Annotated in this window: 21 protein-coding genes and 2 pseudogenes; 13 read left to right on the top strand and 10 right to left on the bottom strand. The window is 66.9% G+C overall.

Annotated features, from left to right (window positions below):
• Window positions 1–21 precede the first annotated feature (21 nt).
• Entirely contained in the window at window positions 22–1,551 is a 1,530-nt protein-coding gene (locus AB0C34_RS29775) for an aldehyde dehydrogenase family protein (protein WP_357080196.1), read from the bottom strand.
• A 112-nt stretch (window positions 1,552–1,663) separates the two neighbouring features.
• Between AB0C34_RS29775 and AB0C34_RS29770 the strand changes: the two genes are divergently transcribed.
• The 3 genes from AB0C34_RS29770 to AB0C34_RS29760 all read left to right on the top strand — a co-directional run bounded on the left by AB0C34_RS29770 (window position 1,664) and on the right by AB0C34_RS29760 (window position 4,859).
• Entirely contained in the window at window positions 1,664–2,122 is a 459-nt protein-coding gene (locus tag AB0C34_RS29770; protein ID WP_357080193.1) for an Lrp/AsnC family transcriptional regulator, read from the top strand.
• A 59-nt stretch (window positions 2,123–2,181) separates the two neighbouring features.
• A complete protein-coding gene (gene lat, locus AB0C34_RS29765; protein WP_357080190.1) occupies window positions 2,182–3,516 on the top strand; it encodes an L-lysine 6-transaminase in 1,335 nt (444 codons plus the stop codon).
• 125 nt (window positions 3,517–3,641) lie between these two features.
• Window positions 3,642–4,859, top strand: coding sequence for a YncE family protein (locus AB0C34_RS29760; RefSeq protein WP_357080187.1), 1,218 nt, complete (start codon window positions 3,642–3,644; stop codon window positions 4,857–4,859).
• 177 nt (window positions 4,860–5,036) lie between these two features.
• Here the strand turns inward: AB0C34_RS29760 and AB0C34_RS29755 are convergent, their stop codons facing one another.
• Window positions 5,037–5,381 (bottom strand): hypothetical protein, encoded by a 345-nt coding sequence (locus AB0C34_RS29755; protein WP_357080184.1) that lies wholly within the window; start codon window positions 5,379–5,381, stop codon window positions 5,037–5,039.
• A gap of 345 nt (window positions 5,382–5,726) precedes the next feature.
• Between AB0C34_RS29755 and AB0C34_RS29750 the strand changes: the two genes are divergently transcribed.
• Complete coding sequence (locus AB0C34_RS29750) at window positions 5,727–7,766, top strand: protein kinase (protein WP_357080181.1); 2,040 nt, start codon at window positions 5,727–5,729, stop codon at window positions 7,764–7,766.
• Between the two features lie 32 nt (window positions 7,767–7,798).
• On the opposite strand, the gene AB0C34_RS29745 is transcribed toward AB0C34_RS29750, so the two are convergent.
• The 3 genes and pseudogenes from AB0C34_RS29745 to AB0C34_RS29735 form a co-directional block, all read right to left on the bottom strand.
• Entirely contained in the window at window positions 7,799–8,737 is a 939-nt protein-coding gene (locus tag AB0C34_RS29745; RefSeq protein WP_357080178.1) for a patatin family protein, read from the bottom strand.
• Window positions 8,738–8,978: 241 nt separating this feature from the next.
• Window positions 8,979–10,784, bottom strand: coding sequence for an acetyl/propionyl/methylcrotonyl-CoA carboxylase subunit alpha (locus tag AB0C34_RS29740; RefSeq protein WP_357080175.1), 1,806 nt, complete (start codon window positions 10,782–10,784; stop codon window positions 8,979–8,981).
• A 399-nt stretch (window positions 10,785–11,183) separates the two neighbouring features.
• A pseudogene (locus tag AB0C34_RS29735) lies at window positions 11,184–11,336 on the bottom strand (sulfurtransferase); the annotation flags it as partial.
• Window positions 11,337–11,587: 251 nt separating this feature from the next.
• Here AB0C34_RS29735 and AB0C34_RS29730 point away from each other — a divergent pair.
• Window positions 11,588–12,376, top strand: a complete 789-nt coding sequence (locus AB0C34_RS29730; RefSeq protein ID WP_357080172.1) for a transcriptional regulator — start codon at window positions 11,588–11,590, stop codon at window positions 12,374–12,376.
• Here the strand turns inward: AB0C34_RS29730 and AB0C34_RS29725 are convergent.
• From AB0C34_RS29725 to AB0C34_RS29715, 3 genes are all read right to left on the bottom strand, one after another.
• The gene (locus tag AB0C34_RS29725) at window positions 12,305–12,937 is read right to left on the bottom strand and encodes a Maf family nucleotide pyrophosphatase (RefSeq protein ID WP_357080169.1); all 633 of its coding nucleotides are present in this window, start codon (window positions 12,935–12,937) and stop codon (window positions 12,305–12,307) included. The two genes, AB0C34_RS29730 and AB0C34_RS29725, sit on opposite strands and share 72 nt — an antisense overlap.
• Complete coding sequence (locus AB0C34_RS29720) at window positions 12,934–13,272, bottom strand: acyl-CoA carboxylase subunit epsilon (RefSeq protein ID WP_357080167.1); 339 nt, start codon at window positions 13,270–13,272, stop codon at window positions 12,934–12,936. Before AB0C34_RS29720 ends, AB0C34_RS29725 begins: the two co-directional genes overlap by 4 nt.
• 162 nt (window positions 13,273–13,434) lie before the next feature.
• Entirely contained in the window at window positions 13,435–15,075 is a 1,641-nt protein-coding gene (locus AB0C34_RS29715; RefSeq protein ID WP_357080164.1) for an acyl-CoA carboxylase subunit beta, read from the bottom strand.
• A 610-nt stretch (window positions 15,076–15,685) separates the two neighbouring features.
• Between AB0C34_RS29715 and AB0C34_RS29710 the strand changes: the two genes are divergently transcribed.
• The 4 genes from AB0C34_RS29710 to AB0C34_RS29695 all read left to right on the top strand — a co-directional run bounded on the left by AB0C34_RS29710 (window position 15,686) and on the right by AB0C34_RS29695 (window position 19,216).
• Window positions 15,686–16,486: a biotin--[acetyl-CoA-carboxylase] ligase gene (locus AB0C34_RS29710; protein WP_357080161.1), complete on the top strand. Its 801-nt coding sequence runs from the start codon at window positions 15,686–15,688 to the stop codon at window positions 16,484–16,486.
• 184 nt (window positions 16,487–16,670) lie between these two features.
• A complete protein-coding gene (locus AB0C34_RS29705) occupies window positions 16,671–17,213 on the top strand; it encodes a PH domain-containing protein (RefSeq protein ID WP_357080158.1) in 543 nt (180 codons plus the stop codon).
• A gap of 16 nt (window positions 17,214–17,229) precedes the next feature.
• Window positions 17,230–17,907, top strand: a complete 678-nt coding sequence (locus AB0C34_RS29700; protein WP_357080155.1) for a response regulator transcription factor — start codon at window positions 17,230–17,232, stop codon at window positions 17,905–17,907.
• 1 nt (window position 17,908) lies between these two features.
• Window positions 17,909–19,216 carry a HAMP domain-containing sensor histidine kinase gene (locus AB0C34_RS29695; protein ID WP_357080152.1) on the top strand — a complete coding sequence of 436 codons (1,308 nt, stop codon included), beginning with the start codon at window positions 17,909–17,911 and terminating at the stop codon, window positions 19,214–19,216.
• 61 nt (window positions 19,217–19,277) lie between these two features.
• On the opposite strand, the pseudogene AB0C34_RS29690 reads toward AB0C34_RS29695, so the two are convergent.
• Window positions 19,278–19,757 (bottom strand): annotated as a pseudogene (locus AB0C34_RS29690) (GtrA family protein); the annotation flags it as partial.
• 87 nt (window positions 19,758–19,844) lie between these two features.
• Here AB0C34_RS29690 and AB0C34_RS29685 point away from each other — a divergent pair.
• The 4 genes from AB0C34_RS29685 to AB0C34_RS29670 all read left to right on the top strand — a co-directional run bounded on the left by AB0C34_RS29685 (window position 19,845) and on the right by AB0C34_RS29670 (window position 23,671).
• Complete coding sequence (locus AB0C34_RS29685; protein WP_357080234.1) at window positions 19,845–21,017, top strand: 5-(carboxyamino)imidazole ribonucleotide synthase; 1,173 nt, start codon at window positions 19,845–19,847, stop codon at window positions 21,015–21,017.
• Complete coding sequence (purE, locus tag AB0C34_RS29680; protein WP_357080149.1) at window positions 21,010–21,525, top strand: 5-(carboxyamino)imidazole ribonucleotide mutase; 516 nt, start codon at window positions 21,010–21,012, stop codon at window positions 21,523–21,525. Before AB0C34_RS29685 ends, purE begins: the two co-directional genes overlap by 8 nt.
• A gap of 200 nt (window positions 21,526–21,725) precedes the next feature.
• Entirely contained in the window at window positions 21,726–22,352 is a 627-nt protein-coding gene (locus tag AB0C34_RS29675; protein ID WP_357080231.1) for a TetR family transcriptional regulator, read from the top strand.
• 161 nt (window positions 22,353–22,513) lie between these two features.
• Window positions 22,514–23,671 (top strand): acyl-CoA dehydrogenase, encoded by a 1,158-nt coding sequence (locus AB0C34_RS29670; protein WP_357080228.1) that lies wholly within the window; start codon window positions 22,514–22,516, stop codon window positions 23,669–23,671.
• A gap of 152 nt (window positions 23,672–23,823) precedes the next feature.
• On the opposite strand, the gene AB0C34_RS29665 is transcribed toward AB0C34_RS29670, so the two are convergent.
• Window positions 23,824–24,565 (bottom strand): cytochrome P450 (locus tag AB0C34_RS29665; protein ID WP_357080146.1); only part of this gene is annotated, 742 nt, incomplete at its 5' end.

Here is a 24,565-nt window from a genome sequence, read left to right as displayed (position 1 = left end):
AGGCAGGGTAACGGGGGTGGATCAGCCGAACTCGATGCCCTGTGCGAGGGGGAGTTCGTCGGAGTAGTTGACCGTGTTGGTGGCCCGACGCATGTACGTCTTCCAGGAGTCCGATCCGGATTCGCGGCCGCCGCCGGTCTGCTTTTCGCCACCGAACGCGCCGCCGATCTCGGCGCCGGAGGTACCGATATTGACGTTGGCGATACCGCAGTCGGACCCGTCGGCGGCCAGGAAGCGCTCGGCCTCGCGCTGGTCGGTGGTGAAGATCGAGGACGAAAGGCCCTGCGGCACTTCGTTGTGCAAGGCGATCGCGCGGTCGAAGTCGTCGTAGCCGAGCACGTACAGAATGGGTGCGAAGGTCTCTTCTTGGACCACGGCGGTCTGGGCGGGCATGCGCACGATAGCGGGCCGCACGTAGTAGGCGTCGTCACCGAATCCGTCGACTCGCTCGCCACCGCAGACCAGTTCGCCGCCGTCGGCGATCGCCTTCTCCAGTGCGGCGCGCATCCCGAGGTAGGCTCTGCGGTCGATCAGTGGGCCGACCAGCACCCCGTCGTCGAGCGGGTTGCCCACGGGTAGTTGCCGATACGCGTGTTCGAGTCGTTCGACCAGTGGACCGACCACGTCGCGATGCACGATCAGCCGCCGCAATGTCGTGCACCGCTGCCCGGCGGTGCCTGCGGCCGCGAACACGATCGCCCGCGCCGCGAGCTCCAGATCGGCCGACGGCGTGACGATCGCGCCGTTGTTGCCGCCCAATTCCAGCAGGCTACGCCCGAGCCGTTTGGCCACGCGGGGCGCGACAAGTCGGCCCATGCGCACCGATCCGGTCGCGCTCACCAGCGCCACCCGCTCGTCCTCGACCAGTCGGGACCCGACCTCGCTCGCCCCCTGAATCAGTTGATGTACTTCGGGGTCCGCGCCGACATCGACGGCTGCGCGGCGTAGCAGGGTGTGACAGGCCACCGCCGTCAGTGGCGTCGTCTCCGATGGCTTCCACACCACGGTGTCACCGCAGACCAGCGCGACCGCCGTGTTCCAAGCCCACACCGCGACCGGGAAGTTGAACGCCGAGATCACCCCGACCACGCCGAGCGGATGCCAGGTCTCCATCAACCGGTGCCCCGGCCGCTCCGACGGCATGGTGCGTCCGTACAGCTGCCGGGACAGGCCGATGGCGAACTCGCAGATGTCGATCATCTCCTGTACCTCGCCGGCGGCCTCGGCGGGGATCTTGCCCGCCTCCAGCGTCACCAGTTCGGCGAGGTCGCTCTTGTGCGCGGTGAGCAGTTCCGCCAGCCTGCGCACCACCGCGGCCCGGACGGGGGCGGGCACGCGGCGCCACGCGCGGAACGCGGTGGCAGCCCGGCCGATCGCGGCATCGACCTCGTCGAGCGTGGTGGCGCGCAGGGTCAACAGCTGCCCTCCGGTGATCGGTGTGCGTGCGGATAGCTCGCCGGGCTCTGGCGGTCGCACGTCGAGTTCGCGCAATAATGCGGCCACGCGAGCAGCCGGTTCCGGGGTGGGCGTGGTGCCGAGTACTTCAGTCATGTGTTGTTCCGCTGTACCTTTCGGCCGCTTCGCGGCGGGTCTATCCCATATATCGGGAGACTGGGGACAAGGTTTCGGGCGCGAGTCGGGCCGCCTGGGTTAGCCTTCGCTGATGGCGGATACACCAGCTAGACCGGCACTCGACGACATCGATCGCCTGTTGATACGTGAACTGATGGCAGATGGCCGGGCCACCCTGTCGAACCTGGCCGAAAAGGCAAGTCTGTCGGTGTCCGCCGTGCAATCGCGGGTACGTCGGCTCGAGGCACGCGGGGTGATCCGCGGGTACACCGCGCACGTCGATCCAGAAGCGCTCGGTCAACTCTTGTCGGCATTCGTCGCGATCACTCCTCTCGACCCGTCACAGCCCGATGATGCGCCCGCCGCCCTGCAGCACATCCCCGGTATCGAGGCGTGTCACTCGGTGGCGGGTGACGAGAGCTATGTCCTGCTGGTGCGGGTGGCGTCCCCGAGACACCTCGAGCAGCTGCTGCAGCAGATCAGAGCGACCGCCAACGTCAGGACTCGAAGCACCATTATCTTGCAGACATTCTATGACAGGGAGCCATAACGTGGAATATATACATCATTTCGTAGAGATTCCGTAAATTTTTGCGTACCCTCGGTGGCGTGACCATCGAACTGGAACGCACTCTCACGGCGGTCACCCCCGCCGCCCGAGTACACGAGATCTTGTCGGCCAGCATCCTCGCCGATGGCTTCGATCTGGTGCTGGACCTACGACAATCCCGCGGCTGCCGTCTCGTCGACGAACGTGACGGCAGCTCCTACCTCGATATGTTCGGCTTCTTCGCGTCCAACGCGCTGGGCATGAATCATCCCGCCCTCGCCGACGACGTCGCGTTCCGCGACGAACTCATCGTCGCGGCGCTGAACAAGCCGAGCAACTCCGACATCTACACCGTCGAGATGGCGCGCTTCGTGGAGACATTCGTCCGAGTGCTCGGTGATCCGCGACTGCCGCACCTGTTCTTCATCGACGGTGGCGGCCTCGCGGTGGAGAACGCACTCAAGATCGCGTTCGACTGGAAGAGCAGGCACAACCAATGCCGCGGCCGTGCACCGGGACTCGGCACCAAGGTGCTGCACCTGACCGGCGCGTTCCATGGCCGCACCGGCTACACCATGTCGCTCACCAACACCGACCCGGTCAAGACCGCGCGCTTCCCCAAGTTCGACTGGCCACGCATCGAGGCGCCGTACCGGACCGAGGCCTTCGACGTCGAGGACGCGGAGGCGCGTGCGCTGGACCAGGCGCGGCGGGCATTCGCGGAAAATCCGTACAACATCGCCTGTTTCATCGCGGAGCCGATTCAGGGTGAAGGCGGCGACCGGCATCTGCGTCCGGAGTTCCTGCAGTCGATGCAGCAGTTGTGCCACGAGAACGACGCGCTTTTCGTCCTCGACGAGGTGCAGACCGGTGTGGGAATGACCGGAACCACCTGGGCCTACCAGCAACTCGAGCTCGCGCCGGACATCGTCGCCTTCGGCAAGAAGACCCAGGTGTGCGGCGTGATGGCGGGCGGGCGGGTGGACGAGATACCCGACAACGTGTTCGCGGTCGGCTCCCGGCTCAACTCGACCTGGGGCGGCAATCTCGCCGACATGGTGCGCACCCGACGCATCCTCGAGGTGCTCGAGCGCGACGAACTGATCGAACGGTCGCGTCCGCTCGGCGCGCACCTGCTCGATCGGTTGCAGACGCTGGCCGCCGAGCACACCGACGTCAGCGAGCCCCGGGGTCGGGGACTGATGTGTGCGATCACGCTGTCCTCGGCCGAGCTGCGCGACCAGGTGCTGACCGCGCTGCGCGAGCGTGAGCACGTGCTGATCCTCGGCACCGGCGAGCGGGGCATTCGCTTCCGCCCACCGCTGACGGTCACCGCCGCCGAACTCGATGAAGCCGTCGCCGCGCTGGACCGAGTGCTGACCGCCATCGTCTGACCTGCGTAAGCGAATGATCCGGGATTCCGGTTGTCCCGGCGCGGACTACGCCGGAATCCCGGATCCACCGCTTAGGCTTCGCACACATGTCCCTTTGTTCACCACTCCCTGAACCGGTGCAGCGCGTGAACCGACAGCGCGGGCACCGAAGGCGTCTACCACATCATTTCGGGGTCGCCCTCGCCGCTGGGGTAGTTGTGGCCGGCTGTGCATCCAGCGACGCGGGCACCGCCAATATCCCGACCGCCCCGGCCACCATGCCCGCCCCGGCTGCCGCCGCGCTCCCGCCCGGCCCGGCCGAACTACTCCCGGGAATGCCCGCGCCGCTCTCGCCCACTGACGTGTACGCCGCCAACCGCGAGCTGAGCCCGAGCGTGGCCGACCACCGCGAACTCGTCTACGTGCCCAACAGCCTGTCGAACACCGTCTCGGTGATCGACCCGAACATTTTCCAGGTGATCGATACCTTCCCGGCGGGTGGCCTGGAGCCTCAGCATGTCGTGCCGTCCTATGACCTGCAGACGCTGTTCGTCACCAATGACCTGCCGCTGGGCAGTGGAAGCCTGTTGCCGATCGATCCGCGCACCGGCAAACCCGGGCAGCCGTTCCCGGTGCGCGATCCGTACAACATGTACTACACACCGGACGGCCGGTTCGCGCTGGTCGTCGCGGAGGCGGACAAATCGCTGGACTTCTACGACCCGCAGACCTGGCAGGAGATGCACAGTCTGCCGGTGCCGGACTGCGCCGGTATCGATCACATGGACTTCACCGCCGACGGCCGCTTCGGGCTGGCCTCCTGCGAATTCATCGGCCGGATGCTTGTGTTCGACGTCGCCGAGCGCCGGGTCGTCAAGATGATCGACCTGCCGGGCGGCCGCTCCGGCAAGCCGCAGGATGTGAAACTGTCACCGGACGGGACTACCTTCTTCGTCGCCGACATGGTCGCGGACGGCGTGTACACCATCGACGCCCATACCTTCGACAACACCGGGTTCGTGCCGACCGGCAAGGGGACGCACGGGCTCTACGTGACCCGTGACTCCCAGCAGATGCTGATCACCAACCGGCACGAGGGCAGCATTTCGGTGTGGGATTTCGCGGCGAACGGGCTGGTGCACAAGTGGTTCGTACCCGGCGGCGGTAGTCCCGACATGGGCAATATCTCCGCGGACGGCCGGATCTTCTGGGCCTCGGGCCGCCACCACAGCGAGGTGTACGCCATCGATGTCGTCAACTGGAACTTGTTGGCTCGCATCCCGGTGGGCAAGGGACCACACGGGCTCACCATCTGGCCGCAGCCCGGGCGCTACTCCACCGGGCATACCGGTGTGATGCGCTGACTATGCCGCCTCGCTGCAACCGCGTCGATCCGGCACCGCCCCTGCGCGGCACCGGATGCTCGCGCCGGGATGACATCCCCGAGAGCCCCGCACCGGGCTGCTGATGTGTCGGCCGGCTACCTCGGGCGAACCCGTGGTGCCGCCCGGACACTCTGCGTTCGATCAGCGGGAGTTCGATCAGGAAGAGACCGGTCGCAGGCTCAATCCACCCTCGACGAAGCGCCGGACGGCGGTCAGTCCGGTCTCCAGCGCCGATGCGTATCCGGGGCGCGCCCACCCGGTGACGCTCGCGGTGCCGTCGCCCGCGGGCGTCACGCCGATCTCGGCGACCAGTTCGGCGGTGGTCGGTTCGCAGACCGCCCAGGTGAAGTGGGTCTCCTCGGCCCAGCCGACGTTGCGCCGGGCCACGTAATCAGGGTCGGTGATACCGCCCTGCGCCAGGGCGGGGCGGTCATCGATTCGGTCGTCCGCACGCAGAGCACGGAGATACCAGGTGCCCGCGTTGATCTCGATCGGTTCCATCAGCCCTTGTTCTCCTCGTCACGGTCCTTCTCGTCGGGGACCGGTGCTGCGGGCGATCGATATGTCGCCGCGAGCGCGATCACTCCGCGGCCATTGCGAGCCGCTCCGCTGCGAATGATCGGACAGAAGTAAAGACAAGGCAAGCCGGGCCACCGCACGGGAGGTCGCACAAGTCGGCGGCCGGATTGTCGTTGAGCACACAGTGGTGTCCGAGTCGGCATCCGGTTAGGCTCCGAAAGAGGCCGGATTATTCGGTATTCGTATGGTGAGCTGCTGATTTCCGTTGTCGGCTCGTCCGAGCGGAGGCTGGATCCGCCAGATGTTCACGGCGACTGGAGGTTCGCGATGGGGGAGGTGCGATTCGGCGGTTATCGGCTGGAGCGGCTGCTCGGCAAGGGGGGAATGGGTCAAGTCTGGCTGGCGTATGACACGGCGGCGACGAGATGGGTGGCGCTGAAACTTCTGCCGCCCGAACTCGCGGCGGCCGCGGACTACCGCAAGCGGTTCGAGCGTGAAGCCGAGGCGGTCGCCACTTTGCGTGATCCACACGTTCCGCGGATTCACGGGTTCGGCGAGATCGACGGCCGGCTCTACATCGATATGCAGTTGGTCGAGGGCGCCGATCTCGCGGGCAAATTGGCCGCCGAAGGGCCGATGCGGCCGGAGGTCGCGGTCGGCATCGTGGGGCACGCGGCGATCGCACTGGATGTGGCCCATCGGGCCGGGCTGGTGCACCGCGACGTCAAGCCATCGAACATCGTCGTGCATCCCACCGGTTACACCTACCTGATCGACTTCGGCATCGCACATGGGCTCGGACAGACGGCCGTGACCACCACCGGCATGGCGATCGGCACCCTGGCATATATGGCCCCGGAGCGATTCGCCGGCACAGTGGACGGACGCGCGGACGTCTACTCGCTTGCCTGTGTGCTCTACGAATGCCTCACCGGTGCGCGGCCCTACGGTGACACCGATCCCGCACAGCAGATGCACGCCCACTTGATGACACCTCCGCCTCGCATCAGCGCGGTGTGCGCCGATGTTCCCGTCGAACTCGACGCCGTCATCGTCCGTGGTCTGGCGAAGGACCCGGCTGATCGGTACTCCACCGCAGGCGATTTCGCCGCCGCGGCGCGCTCCGCGCTCGGTGTGCCCGCCCCGCGTGGGCAGACCGCGCCGGTGCCGGTGGCGGACTCGATGCCACAGACCGGATATCTCTCCGAAACGGCTCGTCCGGAACCGAAAGGGCACACCGCGGCTTCCCCGGCGCAGCCAGCGCCGACACCGACCAAGGTCCTCCCGGATCCCGGTCCGACGCCCACTCTTGTGGCGACCGCGCTCGACATGTCCGTGAACGAGCTTCAGTCGTATCCTGCTGTGGCACAAAGTGATTCGAATTCTCCGAGGACTTATATCAGTGGGCGGATGAATCGCGGGGCGGCGTATGCCGGCGCACCGCAGTCACCTTGGGCCGCCGGTCCGGCATATCCCGGTGCCGGACAGCCGTATCCGGGCGCGCTGCCCTGGTATCCGAACGGTTCGTCGTCCACGGCGGTGCCTGCTCCGGGTGGGCGACCGGGCGCCGGCCCCGCCGGATGGCAGGCGCGGCTGCTCGCCTTCCAGGCGCGACTGCTGCCACCGAAGCATCGGACTGTCGCGCGGTTGCCCGTGCCGTATTCGCGGGCCGGCGCACCTGCGCGCAAGGTCTTTCCCGCTCGAATCGATCATCGTGCCTATCAACCGGTTTCGCGCCGGCGCCCACTCGTCCCCGCGGTGCGGCGCCGGCCGCGGCGGCGGAGCCTGACGTCGAAAGTGATCGGCGCACTGGTCGTCGTCTTCCTGGCGCCGTTCGCGCTCGCGGCCGGGTGTTTCGCGCTGATCGCCGCTGGGAGTAAGGCGGGCGACTCGGGTCCGCCCGCCCTGCCGCCCTCGGTGCGGGCGCAGGAGTATCCCGGGACGCCTCGGGATGGGTCGCCCGCCGAACCAGCCGTCCCGGCGTCGGTCGGCACCCCGGTTCGCGACAGCAAGTTCGAGTTCGTCGTGACGAAGGTCGACGCGGGTGTGTCGCGGGTCGGATTGCAAACGGCGGTGGGTTCGTTCCTGATCGTCACCGTCGCCGTGCGCAACATCTCCGATGAGGTGAAATGGTTCCTGCCGATGGGTCAGCGACTGTTCGACACTCAGGGCACGCCGTTCGATCACAACGCCACCGCCACCATGTGGCAGAACACCCAACAGCGCCTCGGCTATTCATTCGAGTTGCGCCCTGGCCAGTCCGCCACCACCCAACTGGTCTTCGACCTACCCGAGCAGGCCGGCCCCGCCCATCTCGAACTTCACGACTTCGTCTTCTCCCACGGCGTTCAGGTGCGCTTCGACTGACCGGCGACGTCGCACGGCCCCTGACGGCCGGCTCAGGCGACGCGGACGGTGTTGGAGAGGGCGGTACGGACCGCTTGGCGTCCGATGTGCAGCGCCCGGGCCAACAAGGTTGTGTCCCGGGCCGCGCTGTCGACGTCCGGGGAACCGACCGGGGGGTGAATTTGTAGGACCGAGTCGCCGAGCTCGGCCAGCGCTCGGTCCTCGATGTCCTGCTGGTACGGGCGTTCGAGCCAGGCCCGGTACGCGCCAGGGGCTACGGCGCGCAGGTAGCCGCCACCGACGAGTTGGTGTAGCCGGGAGGCGGGCGGGCGTTTCTCGTCGACGCGGCGCGAACGCAAGACCAAGGCATGGGTGGCGCCGCCGCGGACAGCGGTGCGGATCGGCACCGTTTCGGTCAGTCCGCCGTCGAAGTAGGCGGAGCCGCCGAGGGTGACGGGTGGCCCGGCCAGGATGGGCAGGCCCGCCGAGGCGCGTAGCGCGCGCATGAGCGTGCGCTTGTCGCTGATGTGCGGGTGTAGGTCGACGGCCTGGCCGGTGCGGGTGTCGGTGGCGATCGGATGAAGGGTGGTCGGGTTGGCCAGGATCGCGGGGAAGTCCATCGGCTCGATGCCGTCGTATACCTGGTGGACCAGATAGTGCAGGTCGAATGCCGGACGCCCGCGCAGCAGACGTGCCGGATCGATGGCTCGCCGCATGATCACCGGATCGGTCCAGGAGCGCATGCCGGGTATGGCGCGCCCGGACAGCAGCCACGCGCCGTTGATCGCGCCCGCGGACGTGCCGTAGACCGCGTCGAACACACCGGCGAGACCGAGTTCCTCCAGGGCGGCCACCATGCCGCTCGTGTAGACACCGCGGCTGCCGCCACCTTCCACGACGAGCACGAGCCGATGCCCGTCGGCACGCCCGGCGTAGCTGTAGCGGCCGCGGATCACCTCCGCGACGGGGGAGACGCCTGGCGAGCTGGACACTCGACCACGATACGACACCGCGGCGTGCACATCGGGCTCCGCAGGAGATAGCTCACGTATGTCCGGAGGCCGCGAAGGTGGCCGTATCGGACATCGTGGTGTGCGGCATCGGATCGGGAGGAGGTAACTCAGGTATCCCCGGAGTGTCGACCCACTCGTGCGATCGAACAGCCGACGGGTGCGCAGAGCGGGCGCGGACATCGTTGTCCAGCGCCCGCTCGAAACGGTTGTCGCCTGGTGTCTACTTGATTTCCGCGAGGACCGTGCCCTGGGTGATCGCCACGCCCGCTTCCACGGACAGACCGGTGACCACACCCGCTTTGTGCGCGTTGACCGGGTTCTCCATCTTCATCGCCTCGAGCACCACGATCAGGTCGCCCGCCTCGACGGACTGGCCTTCCTCGACGGCGACCTTGACGACGGTGCCTTGCATCGGAGCGGTGACCGCGTCGCCGGAGGCCGCGCCGCCGCCCGCGCCGCCACGCTTGCGCGGCTTCGGCTTCTTGCGGATCACACCGGCGCCGTTGCTCGCCGACGCGCCTGCTCCGCCGCCGACGGTGAAGTTGCCGGGCAGCGACACCTCCACCCGGCGCCCGCCGACCTCGACGACGACCCGCTGTCGTGGCAGATCTTCGTCTGTGTCAGCCGCGGCATCCGCGGTGGTGAACGGTTCGACGGTGTTGTTCCAGTCGGTTTCGATCCACTTGGTGTAGACGGCGAACGTCTCGCCGTTTCCAACGAACGCTGGGTCTTCGACGATCGCCCGGTGGAACGGGATGACGGTGGCCAGACCCTCGACCTGGAACTCGGCCAAGGCGCGCCGTGCCCGTTCCAGCGCCTGGGTCCGGTTCTCGCCGGTGACGATCAGTTTGGCCAGCATCGAGTCGAACTGTCCGCCGATCACGCTGCCCTGCACCACGCCGGAGTCGACCCGCACGCCGGGGCCGGTCGGTTCCTTGTACACGCTGATCGGGCCGGGGGCCGGCAGGAAGCCGCGGCCCGCGTCCTCGCCGTTGATGCGGAACTCGAAGGAGTGGCCGCGTGGCTTCGGGTCGTCCTTGATCTCCAGCTCTTCGCCGTTGGCGATACGGAACTGCTGGCGCACCAGGTCGAGGCCCGCGGTCTCCTCGGTGACCGGGTGCTCGACCTGCAAGCGGGTGTTCACTTCGAGGAAGGAGACCGTGTCGCCCTGCACCAGGTATTCGACCGTGCCCGCGCCGTAGTAGCCGGCTTCCCGGCAGATGGCCTTGGCCGAAGCGTGGATCTTCGCGCGCACCTCGTCGGAGAGGAACGGCGCGGGGGCCTCCTCGACGAGCTTCTGGAAGCGCCGTTGCAGCGAGCAGTCGCGGGTACCCGCGACGACGACGTTGCCGTGCTTGTCGGCGATGACCTGCGCCTCGACATGTCGAGCCTTGTCCAGGTACTGCTCGACGAAGCACTCGCCGCGACCGAACGCGGCGATCGCCTCCCGGGTGGCCGACTCGAACAGCTCGGGGATCTCCTCGATGGAGTGCGCGACCTTCATGCCGCGGCCACCGCCGCCGAACGCTGCCTTGATCGCTACCGGAACGCCGTACTTCTCGGCGAACTCCACGACCTCGGCCGCGTTCTTGACCGGATCCTTGGTGCCTGCGGCCATCGGCGCCTTCGCGCGCTCGGCGATGTGTCGCGCGGTGACTTTGTCACCCAGATCGCGAATCGACTGCGGGGACGGGCCGATCCAGATCAGCCCGGCGTCGATGACGGCCTGGGCGAAATCGGCGTTCTCGGACAGGAAGCCGTAGCCGGGGTGAATCGCGTCGGCGCCGGACTTGGCCGCGGCGTCCAGGATCTTGTCGAACACGAGGTATGACTCGGCCGAGGTCTGTCCGCCCAGGGCGAATGCCTCGTCGGCGAGCTGCACGAACGGGGCATCGGCGTCCGGCTCGGCGTACACCGCGACGCTGCTGATACCCGCGTCCTTGGCGGCCCGGATCACCCGCACCGCGATCTCGCCTCGGTTGGCTACGAGTACCTTCGTGATCCGCGCGCTGGCATGGCTGGGCACTGAGCCTCCTGTGTGCAATCTTTGGTCGCTTCGCGGGGGATGGGGTCGCTGCGCAGGCTCCGCTCCCGTGGTCGACAACTTACATCTCGGGCGAGTGTAGGCAGTCCGCCAACGCACGCCGAACTCGGCCAGCCCTACTCGACAGTAGGCCGCAGATCATAACCCACGTCGTTGACCTGGTGGCGGCGGCCCGCCTACCTGCTCCGAGCCCGTCGCCACGCCCAGCGGGATCTCGCCGGGTCCATCTCTGGTGGCGATCGACATCCGTACCGCGTTGCCCTCATTCGGTCCAGGAACCGTCGAGGTTGCGGACGGTGTCGTAGCGGAGCGGGTAGGTGCGGACGAACCAAGTGTGGCTGGACCGTACACGGCGTGGCTATAGACCATCGCATCGTCCTGTTCGGTAAAACGGGTTTCGTCGATATAGTCGCGCGTGACCGGATCGTTCGGATCGCCTCGTCAGTCCACTGTCGTGGTGCCCGGGATGTGCCCGATGTCGTAGAGCACTATGTCCTCACCGGACTCGATGATCGCGAGTCCTTTCGTGCCCATGTTTGCCGATAGCCACTCTGTGGTTACTAGTCGGTGAGGATGTGTAGAAACCGGATGAGGGGATGAGGATCCTGGGCAGCGGGCAGGTGTGGGTTCTTCATACATGGGTAGGCGGTGGTGACAATGGTTCGGGTCTCACAGCGACGCCGTGTGTGAGGCGATAGTGACTCTCGTTTCAGATCACAAATCGGATGAGGGATGAATAAATGGCACCTACATCCGATAAAGTCTCCCGGGAGGAGGGGTGAGCTATGTCCGATTCTTGGCCGCGGCGGCGACTGCTTGCGATCCTACGTGGCGCCAGCGAACCTCTCGACGCCCAGGAACTGGCCAGAATCACCGGACAGCACGTCACGACGGTTCGCTTCCATCTCGACGTGCTCACCAGGGAATCCCTGGTCCGGCAATTCCAGCAGCCACCCCGCGGTCGCGGGCGTCCGAGGATTGGATACAGCGCGGTACAGCGATCGGTTGGCTACCAGGATTTGGCGCAGGTACTGGCCGATCAGTTGGGGCCCGACCCGCGGCGTCGCTCGGAAGCCGCCACAGCGGCGGGCCGGGCCTGGGGCGCCAAACTCGACGTCGATGACCACCGGATCGAATCGCTGGAGGACGCCAAAGACGTCACGATGACGCTGATGTCGGAGCTGGGCTTCGCGCCGGAGCGTGACTCGGCCGCGGAGACCGCCGAGCGGGTCCTGATCCGGCTTCCGGCCTGTCCGCTGCGCGAACTCGCCCGCACGCACTCCGAGGTGGTGTGCGGTGTGCACCTCGGCCTGATCGAAGAGGTGCTCGACCGCAATGGGGCGCGCGGCGAGGTCGACGTCCAGTTGTATCCGTTCATCGAGCCGGAACTGTGTGTGGCGCGGCTGGAACTCGTCGCGGCGCCGCCCCCGGTCGACCAAGACGGGGCTACGGTGTCCGCGTATGACGACGACGAGATGCCTCCCGAGCCGCTGATCGCGCCGTCAGGGCGTGTGGCCCCACAACTGCGTAACTCCGATGCCAACATCGCCAAGCAGTCGGCGCAGCAGTGGTAGTCCGATGCCGATGACGCTGGATGGATCTCCGTCGATACGGTCGACGAACCAGCCGCCCAGCCCGTCGAGGGTGAACGCACCCGCCACCTGCAACGGCTCACCGGTCGCGATGTAGGCGTCCAACTCGTCGGGTTCCGGTTTGGCGAAATGCACCGTGGTGGCGCTGTGGTCGACTGCCTCGGCAGCGACCTGTCCTTCCCGCAGTCGCAGTACACAGTGGCCGGTCACCAGATCGGCGCTGCGCCCCGCCATCACGCCCCAGCGGGCCCGGGCGACCTCGGGAGTGTGTGGTTTGCCCTGCAACTCGCCATCGACGAGCAGCATCGAGTCGCAGGCCACCACAACGCAATCGGTGGCGAATTCGGGAATGACGGCGGCTACCGCGGCCGCTTTGGCGCGGGCCAGTTCGACAACCACCACCTGGGGCGCGGTGCCCTGCGGGAGAGCGTCGGCCACCGCGTCTTCGTCCACATCCGATACTCGGACGATCGGATCGATACCCGCCGCGCGGAGTACTTCTCGGCGGGCTGGGGACGCGGAAGCGAGAACCAGCCTGGTCACCCGCGCAGGTGCGACAGCTGAGGGAATGCGAACGGAGCGAAGGGCGAACTGCCGCGGTGCATCAGGGTCGGGCGTCCCCACAGGTCCGGCGGACCGGACGGGCCCGCGGCTGCCGAGTTGTTCGCGGCGGCGGACAGAACGCACACCAAGGCGGCGAGTTCCTCGTCGGTGGGCGCGCCCTTCAGAACGCGGAACAACGGTTCCGCCGTGGCTTCGGCGGGTGCGGCGGCGATCACGTTCGCGTCGGAAGTCGCTACGACCTCCTCCGCGATCGAGTCGACTGTGAAATCCAGTTCGACGGCGCTCAACACATCTTCTTCTGCCACGGTCGTCACAGTGCCAGATCCTCTCTTTGCCTCGATAGCGTTGCCTCGATCGCGTTGTCCTGATCAGGCGGGTACGGCGTATTCCGATGTCTCCGAATGAAACGATTATCCTCGGATCCACTCATTACGTCTCCGCAACCAGTGTGCGCGGCCTACCGAGGTATCGCTTGATTACAGCGGTATGTTGCCGTGTTTCTTCGGCGGGAGACTGACCATCTTGCGTTCGAGCAGCCGCAGCGCCGACACGATCTGACCACGCGTGTGCGACGGCGGAATGACCGCGTCAACGTATCCACGCTCGGCGGCCACATACGGGTTCACCAGCGTGTCCTCGTATTCGTTCTGTAGCTCGAGCCGCAGCGCGTCGACGTCCGCGCCGTCTTTGGCGGCTTGCTGCAATTGCTTGCGGTATACGAATCCGACGGCGCCGGAAGCCCCCATGACAGCGATCTGAGCGGTCGGCCAGGCGAGGTTCACGTCGGCGCCCATGTGCTTGGAACCCATGACGTCGTAAGCGCCGCCGTAGGCCTTGCGGGTGATGATCGTGATTTTGCCCACGGTGGCCTCGCCGTAGGCGTACAGCAGCTTCGCGCCACGGCGGATGATGCCGTTGTATTCCTGGTCGGTGCCGGGCAGGAATCCGGGGACGTCGACCAGGGTGAGAATCGGGATGTTGAACGCGTCGCAGGTGCGTACGAAACGCGCCGCCTTCTCCGAGGCGTCGATGTCCAGGCAGCCCGCGAACTGCGTGGGCTGGTTGGCCACGATGCCGACGCTGCGGCCGTCGATCCGGCCGAAGCCGACGATGATGTTCATCGCGCGCTCGGCCTGCACTTCGAGGAACTCGTCGTCGTCGAGCAGACGACGGATCACCTCGTGCATGTCGTAGGGCTGGTTCGGCGAATCCGGGATGATCGTGTCCAACTCGAGGTCCTCGTCGGTGAGCGAGTCCTCGATCGCGCCGTCGACCGGGTCGGTGGCCGGGAAACGCGGCGCCTCGGCGCGGTTGTTGCTCGGCAGGTAGGACAGCAGGTCCTTCACGTAGTCCAACGCGTCCTGCTCGCCGGAGGCGACGTAGTGCGCGACGCCCGACTTGGTCATGTGCGTGTGCGCACCGCCGAGATCCTCCATGGTGACGTCTTCGCCGGTGACCGTCTTGATGACGTCCGGGCCGGTGACGAACATCTGGCTGGCGCCGTCGACCATCACCACGAAGTCGGTCAACGCGGGAGAGTACACGTGACCGCCGGCGGCTGCGCCCATGATCAGAGAGATCTGCGGGATCACGCCGGAGGCCTGGATGTTGCGGTGAAAGATCTCGCCGTAGAGGCCGAGCGAGACGACGCCCTCCTGGATGCGTGCACCCGCGCCTTCGTTGATGCCGATCAGCGGACGACCGGTCTTCAGTGCCAGATCCATCACTTTGACGATCTTCTCGCCGTAGACCTCGCCGAGGCTGCCACCGAACACGGTGACGTCCTGGCTGAAGAGGCAGACGTCGCGGCCGTCGATGGTGCCGTAGCCGGTCACCACCCCGTCGCCGAGCGGGCGGTTGTTCTCCAGGCCGAAGTTCACGCTCCGATGGCGGGCCAACGCGTCGAGTTCGACGAACGAGCCTTCGTCCAGCAGGGCGAGGATGCGCTCGCGGGCGGTCATCTTGCCCTTCGCGTGCACCTTGTCGACCGCGGCCTCACCCATCGGGTGCTTGGCGTCTTCCAGCCGATTCCGCAGGTCAGCCAGCTTCCCGGCAGTGGTGTGGATATCGGGGGAGCCCGCCGAACCTGATGCGGGCTGCTGCTGGACACTCGTCATGGCTCCGGAGTGTAACGAGTGCCAGTGCTTCCTTGCTAGCCGAGGCCGGCCTACCGGTGAGTAAAAACCGCAGCTAGATCAGGTTTCAGGCCCGAATTTCCGGGTCGCTCGGTGGGTGCGGGTGGCACACGACGAGGATCGCGGGCGGGTGCTGTCAGGCTCGCCTGGGGACCGATTTCCAAACCTCGAAAAGCCCATCGGAGGGGATCCGCGGCGCAGCGGTCGCCGAACCCGACGCCGCTGTCACGGCATGGACGCGCATGCCGAACGCCGAAGCCACGTGACCGTCGGTGCCCATGGCGGTGATCGTTCGACGGTGCGGCACCTACACAACCCTCGTTGCCGAACTCGACCTGGCCTCCGACTGTTTCGCCGCGCGGATCGTGGCCGATCGCACGATGAGTCGACGATAGTGGGTTGGTGGGTGGTCGTTGTCGCAGCGCCGCGATATGACTGCGCTCGTCGACAGTCGGTGGGTGTCTGCCGAGGGGGAGGTGGTGGCGGTGCGACCACGGACGGTAGGACCAGACGGGGATCGCGGCCCGCGAGTCCAATACCGCGAGCACGACCTCGTCCGGTGGCATTGCGCGCGGCGGGTAGCCTGCCCGATGTGCAAAGGCAACCGTTGGATGCAGGGCAATTGCGGCGCAGTGTCATCGAGTCGCCCGAGTTGTCGTTCTTCCAGCAGATCGACGTGGTTGAAACGACCGGGTCCACGAACGCGGATCTGATAGCACGCGCGGGCGAACCGGATGCCGACCGTACGGTGCTCCTTGCGGAGGCGCAGCAGCACGGGCGGGGGCGGCACGCGCGGACCTGGGTCAGCCCGGCGCGGGCACAGATCGCGATGTCGATGCTGCTGCGGTTGCCCGAGATCGAACCCGCCTCGCTCGGCTGGCTGCCACTGCTCACCGGCGTCGCGGTCGTCGACGCGCTGCGTGCGACCGCCGGGGTCGCCGCGTACCTCAAGTGGCCCAACGACGTGCTGATCGATGGCCGTAAGGTCGCGGGCATCCTCGCCGAGGTCGCGGCGGGTGACCAAGGGCCTGCCGTGGTCGTCGGCATCGGGCTCAACGTGAGTCTGACCGAGGCGGAACTGCCCGCGCCGCATACCACGTCGCTCATTCTGGCCGGCGCGAAAGAAGCCGATCGCACCGTGCTCGCGCAATCGTTGCTGACCGAGTTCGCCGGTCGCTTCACCACGTGGCGCGACCGGAACTGGGCCACCGCCGACCTTGCCGCCGCCTACCGCGATCGGTGCAGCACGATCGGCGCCGAGGTACGGGCCGAGTTGCCCGGCGGCCGGACGCTGACCGGTGTCGCGGGTGGCATCGACGACGCGGGCCGCCTCCTCATCGGCGACCAGGCGGTGTCGGCGGGCGATGTCACCCATTTGCGGGCGGAATACTGACACTGCCGAGACCGCGCGGCCGGCTCACTTCGTAGGGCACCGGCGCGCACCGGACTGACCGATCTGGTGTGTCGCACACAGGTGTCCAGGGCGACCATCCGATGGCGTCGCTGCTCGAATTCGTGCCGCCCGCCGCGCTTCGGAGTCGGCCGCTCGGGCTCGAGCACGCGGTAGGGTGCCTGGCATGGGTTATCCGGAGGATGTGCTGGCGCCCGGCGAACAGCTGATACTCCATCGTCATCCGCATTGGAAAATGCTGTTCTGGCCGATTGTGACGCTCATCGTCGCTACCGCACTCGCCGGTTTCGCGGGGGGACTCATCGCACGCAAGACCGAGGCCAGCGCGCGGTCCGCGCTGCTGATCACGGTGCTCGTGGTGTACCTGGTCGTTCTTGGATGGCGTTGTGTCGCACCCATTGTCAGTTGGAAGTCGACGCATTTCATCATCACCGATCGCAGGGTGCTCGTTCGCCTCGGCGTGCTCACGCACACTGGTATCGACATTCCGATGAGCCGGATCTCCAGCGTGCAGTTCCGGCACGGGCTGTTCGACCGCATGCTCGGCACCGGCACGCTGATCATCGAGTCGTCGTCGGCCGAACCACTCGAGTACGACGACATCCCGGCCGTGCAGCAGGTGCACGCGCTGCTCTACCACCAGGTGTTCGATGTCGAGCGTGGTCACGCCGGTCGCGGTACCCGGGACGACCGTGGTGGCTACCGTTAAGCCGTAACCTGGGCAGATGACCGCTGTACTGCTGGCCGAAGACGACGAGGCCATCGCCGCGCCGCTCTCGCGTGCGCTCGGGCGTGAGGGCTATTCGGTGACCGTCGAGCGTTTCGGGCCCGCCGTGCTGAAGCGGGCGCTGGAAGGCAACCACGATCTGCTCATCCTCGATCTCGGGCTGCCTGGCATGGACGGGCTGGAGGTGTGCCGTCAGGTGCGTGCTCGCGGTGCGGATCTGGCCGTGTTGATGCTCACCGCGCGCACCGACGAGGTGGATTTCGTGGTCGGCCTGGACGCGGGCGCCGATGACTATGTCGGCAAGCCGTTTCGGCTGGCGGAATTGCTCGCCCGGGTGCGGGCGTTGTTGCGCCGCAGCGGAATCGGTGACGACACAGTCGAGGTCGGCGGTATTCGGTTGGAGCCGGCGGCACGGCGGGTTCTGGTCAATGGCGTCGAAATCGGATTGGCCAACAAGGAATACGAGTTGCTCAAGGTACTGATCGACCGAGCGGGCCAAGTGGTGCCGCGCGAGACGATCTTGCGTGAGGTCTGGGGGGATGCCGAGTTACGCGGATCCAAGACCCTGGATATGCATATGTCGTGGCTGCGCCGCAAGATCGGCGACGAAGGCCCGATGGCCGAGCGCCGTATCGTCACCGTCCGCGGTGTCGGATTCCGACTGAATACCGACTGACGTGCGCCGGAGGATTCTGCGTTCGATGCTCACCGTGCTGACCCTCACCACGGTGGTGCTCGGCTTGCCGCTCATCTACACGGCGTGGTTGTGGGTCGAGGACATCACCCGCAACGACCTGCAGAACCGGCTGGACCGGATCGCGGTGGAGATCATCGCGCAAGAGCGCGGCGACGGCACGGTGCTCGGTGAGCTGGACACCCGATCGGTGGCGCCCCTGGTCCCGCGGGACGGCAAACTCACCATTGTCTATCCGTCACCACTGGACAACGCCTCGCGACGCGATATCGGGGTGGCCAGCGTGTCCGACCCGCTGGTGGAGTCGCTGTCGATGGGGACGTTGGGGTCGCTGCGCTTGGAGGTGCCGTCGGCGCCCATGCACGCCATGCAGCGACAGGCGGTCGCGGTGGTCGCGCTCGCGGTGCTCGCGTCGCTGGGCGCGGCAGTCTCGGTCGCGGTGGTCACCGCCCGTCGGGTGGCCGATCCGTTGCGCGATGTCGCCGCACGTGCAGCCCGGCTGGCGATGGGCGATTTCCGCCCCGATCCGCGCAGGCACGGCATCTCGGAACTGGACCGCGTCTCGGATGTGCTGGACTCGGCGACCGTGGAGATCGCCGGACGGTTGCAGCGCGAGCACGCATTGGTCGCTGATGTCTCGCATCAATTGCGCAGTAGGCTCACCGCCGTCCGGCTCCGGCTCGACGAACTGTCCACGCACTCCGACCCCGAGGTGGTGCACGAGGCGGAGGAGGCGATGGCCCAGGTGGACCGGCTCACCGACGCGATCGACGATCTTGTGCGCGCCTCTCGTGACGAGGACGCGGCCGACCGGGATCCGGTGCCGGTGATGGCCGAACTGCGCGGTGTGGTCGCCGAATGGACGCACCCGTTCAGCGAGGCGGGCCGGATGCTCACGTTGACCGGAGACGAGTCGCTGCGCGCGCCGATCACCGGGTCGCGGCTGCGCGAGGCGGTCACGGTGCTGGTGGACAACGCGCTCATGCACGGCGGCGGGACCTGCACGGTGTCGGTGCGCACGGTCCGGCCGGGGGGCGATCGGGAACCGCTCGTCTGTGTCGAGGTCGCCGACGAGGGCGATGGGATCCGCGACGAGCTGGCGCCGCACGTTTTCGATCGGGGATTTTCCGCGGGCGGGTCGACCGGCGTGGGATTGGCGCTGGCGCGGGCGTTGGTCGAAGCCGACGGCGGGCGCCTGGAATTGCAGCGACGCAGACCCGCGCTGTTCGCGGTATTCCTGGGCGCCTCGGCGTCCCGGCCGTCGAACGTGGGGGCGCCCGAGCCGCGGTGACTCAGCCGCGGCCGAGTTCCTCTTCCACCAGATCCTCGAATTCCGCGTCGATCTCACTCATTTCATCGGGGAAGACCCAGCGGCGCATGGCCCAGAACCGGAAGGCCATCTGTAGCAGATTGCCGATGACGAAGGCGCTGATGAAGTCGGCGACGTTCTCGACGGTGAAACTCACATTGGGCTGGCGCAGGTCGAATACGTAGCTGGAGATCCACAGCGGAGTGAAGGCGAGCACCACCCCGACGCCGCTGACGCCGAAGAACAGCAGCGCTTCGTGGTGGCGTTCGCGGCCACCTCGGTTCTTGAACGACCATTCCCGATTCAGAATGTAGGACGCGATCACGGCGAGGACGCCGGAAATGATCTTGGCGGTGACCGGTTTCTCCGCCAGCACCGTCCACTTCAGCATGTAGAAGATGCCGCTGTCGATCACGAAGGTGGTCGCGCCGACGATCGCGAACTTGATCAACTCCCGATGCCGGTACGCGATGTCTTGCAGCGGCTTGGGGAGGACGCTGACCACGTCGTCGACGAATGACACAACTTCGGAGTGTACCGGTACCGCGCATTGCCACCGGCCATGACAATATTGTCCGACGTGAGCGCACGTTCTTTCGATCCGTCGGCCATGCCCACCGTCACCATGATCGGTGGCGGTCAGCTGGCGCGCATGACCCACCAGGCGGCGATCGCGCTCGGCCAGCGGCTCCGCGTGCTCGCCGAGACCTCCGACGACCCGGCCGCCCAGGTGAGTCCCGAGGTGGTGCTCGGCAGCCACACCGACCTGCCCGCCCTGCGCAAGGCTGCGGTCGGCTCGCACGCCCTGACCTTCGACCACGAGCATGTGCCGACCGAGCACCTGGAGGCACTGGTCGCCGAGGGCGTCAACGTGCAGCCGCCGCCGCAGGCTCTGGTCTTCGCGCAGGACAAGCTGGCCATGCGCACCAAGCTCGCCGAACTGGGGCTGCCCGTGCCCGCGTTCACACCGGTGACCTCGCCGGCCGACGCGGTGCGTTTCGGCGCGGAACACGAGTGGCGGGTGGTGTTGAAGGCGGTGCGCGGCGGTTACGACGGGCGCGGCGTGTGGATGCCTGATTCCGCCGAGGCCGCCGAGGCGATCGTCGTCGACCAACTCGCGCACGGTGTGCAGCTGCTCGCGGAGGCAAAGGTCGACCTCAAGCGGGAACTGTCGGCGATGGTGGCGCGCTCGCCGTTCGGGCAGGCGGCGACCTGGCCGGTGGTGGAGACCGTGCAGCGCAATGGGCAGTGCGCGGTGGTGATCGCGCCCGCGCCCGAGCTGCCCGAGAAGTTGGCTGTGGCCGCCGAGACCATGGCGCTGAACCTGGCCGAAGAGCTCGGCGTCGTCGGCGCGATGGCGGTGGAGTTGTTCGAGACCCACGACGGCGCCTTGCTGGTGAACGAATTGGCTATGCGCCCGCATAATTCCGGGCACTGGGGGATGGACGGTGCGCGCACCGGACAGTTCGAGCAGCATCTGCGTGCTGTGCTGGACTACCCACTCGGCGACACCAGCCCGTTGGCGCCGGTCACCGTGATGGCCAATATCCTCGGCGCGCCCGAGGCGCCGGCCATGTCGATGGACGAGCGGCTGCACCACCTGTTCGCCAGGATGCCCGACGCCAAAGTGCACCTGTACGGCAAGGGCGAGCGCCCCGCACGCAAGATCGGGCACGTCAACATCCTCGGCGACGACGTGGCCGAGGTCAGGGAGAAGGCCGAGCGCGCGGCGCACTGGATGTCGCACGCAGTTTGGACCGATGGATGGGATCCGCATGAGTGAAGCAGTGGCAGTGACGCCGGCGGTCGGCCTGATCATGGGCAGCGACTCGGACTGGCCGACCATGGAGGCCGCTGCGGAAGCATTGGCGGAGTTCGGAATTCGCTTCGAGGTGGGTGTCGTCTCGGCGCACCGGACCCCCCAGCGCATGCTCGACTACGCACGTGACGCCGCGGGCCGTGGGCTGAAGGTCATCATCGCGGGCGCGGGTGGCGCGGCCCACCTCCCCGGCATGGTCGCCTCGGCGACGGCCCTTCCGGTGATCGGTGTGCCCGTTCCACTGAAATATCTCGACGGCATGGACTCGCTGCTGTCCATCGTCCAGATGCCCGCAGGTGTCCCGGTGGCTGCCGTCTCCATCGGCGGCGCACGTAACGCTGGCCTGCTCGCCGTGCGCATCCTCGCCGCCACCGACCCCGCGCTGCGCACCCGCATGGAAGAGTTCCAGGCCGGGCTCGAACAGATGGTCTCGGAAAAGGACGACGCGTTGCGCGCACGACTCTTGGGCTGAATCACATTCGATCCGGGTCGGGCGAAAGGCGGGTGATCGTCGGGGCCAGAGGTCTCGTCGCTCGTTCGCGTTGATGACACCGCGCGCGGGAACCTCACTGGGGGGAACCCGCGCTCGCGTCTTCTGACTACGGTGAGTCCGTGACTACTGGTGACATCGCTCGGGTGCGGGGCGGCGACGACACCGCGCACTTTCGACTCATGGTCGTGGATCAGGCGTTGCGGCTGTTTGCCGCGAAGGGGTACGAGTCGACCGCGGTGGATGAGATCGCGGAGGCGGCTGGGATCTCGCGGCGGACGTTCTTCCGGCAATTCCGGTCGAAGGAGGACGTGATCTTCGCCGACCATGAGTCGCAGTTGGCGCGGGCGCAGGAGTTTCTGACGGCCTCGCGCGAGGATCCGTGGGAGGCGGTGTGCGCGGCAGTGGTGCTGGTGTTCGAGCGATTCACGCAGTGGCGGGAGATCGCGGCGCGGCGTTACCAGGTGGTCCGCGAAGTGCCCGCGCTACGCGAGCGCGAGATCGTCACGGTGTTCCGCTATGAGCGGTTGTTCACCGACTACTTGCGTGAGCGGCTGCCCGACGTACCGGACCTGACCCGGGTGCAGTTCGCCGCGGCTGTCACGACGACGCACAACTACCTGTTGCGCCGGATGGTGCGCGGCGAGTCGGACGCCGGCGTAGCGGACCTGCGGGTCGAGCTGGCCGCGATTGCGCGCGGTACCGGGCGGACGGTGCACGCCGACGAGTTGGTCGTCGCGGTCTTCCCGCGTGACGCCCCGCCCCGGCAGGTCGCCGATCTGCTCGCCCGCAAACTCGGTACGCTGTAGCGCCGACCTGGACGCACTATCCATGACACTGAGTGTCAGAGGATACATGCATGTGGTCGCCTTTTTGTGGGTATACTGACGAAGGTATGGCACTGAGTGCCGATGGTTTGATCCGCCTGGCGCGGATCGGCGATCACGACCGACGACCAGGAGTGAGCCGCATGGCGGGAAACCCCGATTTCGACCTGTTCAAGCTCGAGGACTTCCACGATGAGTTGCGTGCTGCGATCCGTGGTCTCGCGGAGAAGGAGATCGCTCCGCACGCCAAGGACGTCGATGGCGATGCCCGCTTTCCCCAGGAGGCGCTGACCGCGCTCAATGCCGCGGGCTTCAACGCGGTGCACGTGCCGGAGACCTACGGTGGCCAAGGCGCCGACTCGGTGGCTACCTGCATCGTGATCGAAGAGGTCGCTCGCGTCTGCGGTTCCTCGTCGCTGATCCCCGCGGTCAACAAACTCGGCACCATGGGACTGATCCTGAATGGTTCCGAGGAGTTGAAGAAGCGGGTCCTGCCGGACATCGTCGACGGCGAGATGGCCTCCTACGCCCTCTCAGAGCGTGAGGCCGGTTCCGACGCGGCCGGCATGCGTACCCGGGCCAAGCGGGAGGGTGACGACTGGATCATCAACGGATCCAAATGCTGGATCACCAACGGCGGCAAGTCCTCCTGGTACACCGTCATGGCCGTGACCGACGCGGACAAGGGCGCCAACGGCATCTCGGCGTTCCTGGTGCACAAGGACGACGAGGGTTTCGTGGTCGGCCCGCTGGAGCACAAGCTCGGCATCAAGGGTTCGCCTACAGCGGAGTTGTACTTCGAGAACTGCAGGGTGCCGGGCGACCGGATCGTCGGCGAACCGGGCACCGGTTTCAAGACCGCGCTGCAGACCCTCGACCACACCCGCCCGACCATCGGGGCGCAGGCCGTCGGCCTGGCCCAAGGCGCACTGGACGCGGCCATCGCATATACCAAGGACCGCAAGCAATTCGGCAAAACGATCGCCGACTTCCAGAACACCCAGTTCATGATCGCCGACATGGCGATGAAGATCGAGGCCGCCCGCCTGATGGTCTACACCTCGGCCGCTCGCGCCGAGCGTGGCGAGAAGAATCTCGGCTTCATCTCCGCCGCCGCCAAGTGCTTCGCCTCCGACGTAGCGATGGAGGTGACGACCAACGCCGTCCAACTGTTCGGCGGCGCGGGCTATACCACCGACTTCCCGGTGGAGCGCATGATGCGCGATGCGAAGATCACCCAGATCTACGAGGGCACCAACCAGATCCAGCGCCTGGTCATGTCCCGCGCCCTGCTCAGCTGATGTGTCGGCAGATCGTTGAATAGTCGGCTGCGCCTGGAAACGCAAGTCGGGCCGTCTTCAAGCTGTAGCCCGAGCAACCCGCGATCGCTGGCGGTGCGTGCGGGACTTCAGTCGGTCCGGGCATGATCCACGTCGAGGAATAGGCTGTGCGGCTAGCCCACCGGCAGCATGGCGGGCATGGAGCGGTAGGCGTGCAGGTTCCGCAGGTGGTGTGGGACCGGCGGGCCGTCCAGGCGCAGATCCGGGTATCGCTCGAAGAGGGCGCGCAGCGCGATGGTGCCCTCCAGAAGGGCGAGCCTGGCTCCCAGGCAGCCGTGTATCCCGCCGCTGAACGAGAGATGGTCCGCGGCGTTGGTCCTGGTCACATCGAATCGTTCGGGATCGGGAAACACCTCGGGGTCGTAGTTGGCACCCGCCAACGACAGCAAGACCAGCGAACCGGATTTGACATGCTGGTCGGCGATGTCGATGTCACAGCTCGCGAAACGGCCGGTCATTCGGACGGGGCCGTCGTAGCGCAGGATTTCGTTGACCGCGCCGTCCCACAGTTCCGGCTGTTCGGTGAGCAGTGCCAGCTGCTCGGGATGGCTGGTCAGCAGGGCGATGCCGTTGCCGAGCATGTTCACCGTCGTCAGGAATCCGGCGTCCAGGAGCAGGGCCGCGTTGGCCACTTGCTCGCGGCGGGTGAGTTCGCCACCGGTGACCAGCAGGCTGAGCACGTCATCGCCCGGGTCGTCGACGAGTTGGTCGAGGTGCTGGTCGAAATACTGTTTGACCTCGGCCAGGTCTTCGATGGCGTGGCGGAAGGTCGCCCAGGGCAGGCCGCGTTCGAGCAGCGGCGCACCGGTATCTCCCCACTTCAGCAGGGTCGCGTGCATGGCGGCGGGCAACCCG

Source organism: Nocardia sp. NPDC049220 (assembly GCF_040647855.1).
Taxonomy (GTDB): Bacteria; Actinomycetota; Actinomycetes; order Mycobacteriales; family Mycobacteriaceae; genus Nocardia.
This window is presented reverse-complemented; position numbering and strand designations above follow the sequence as displayed.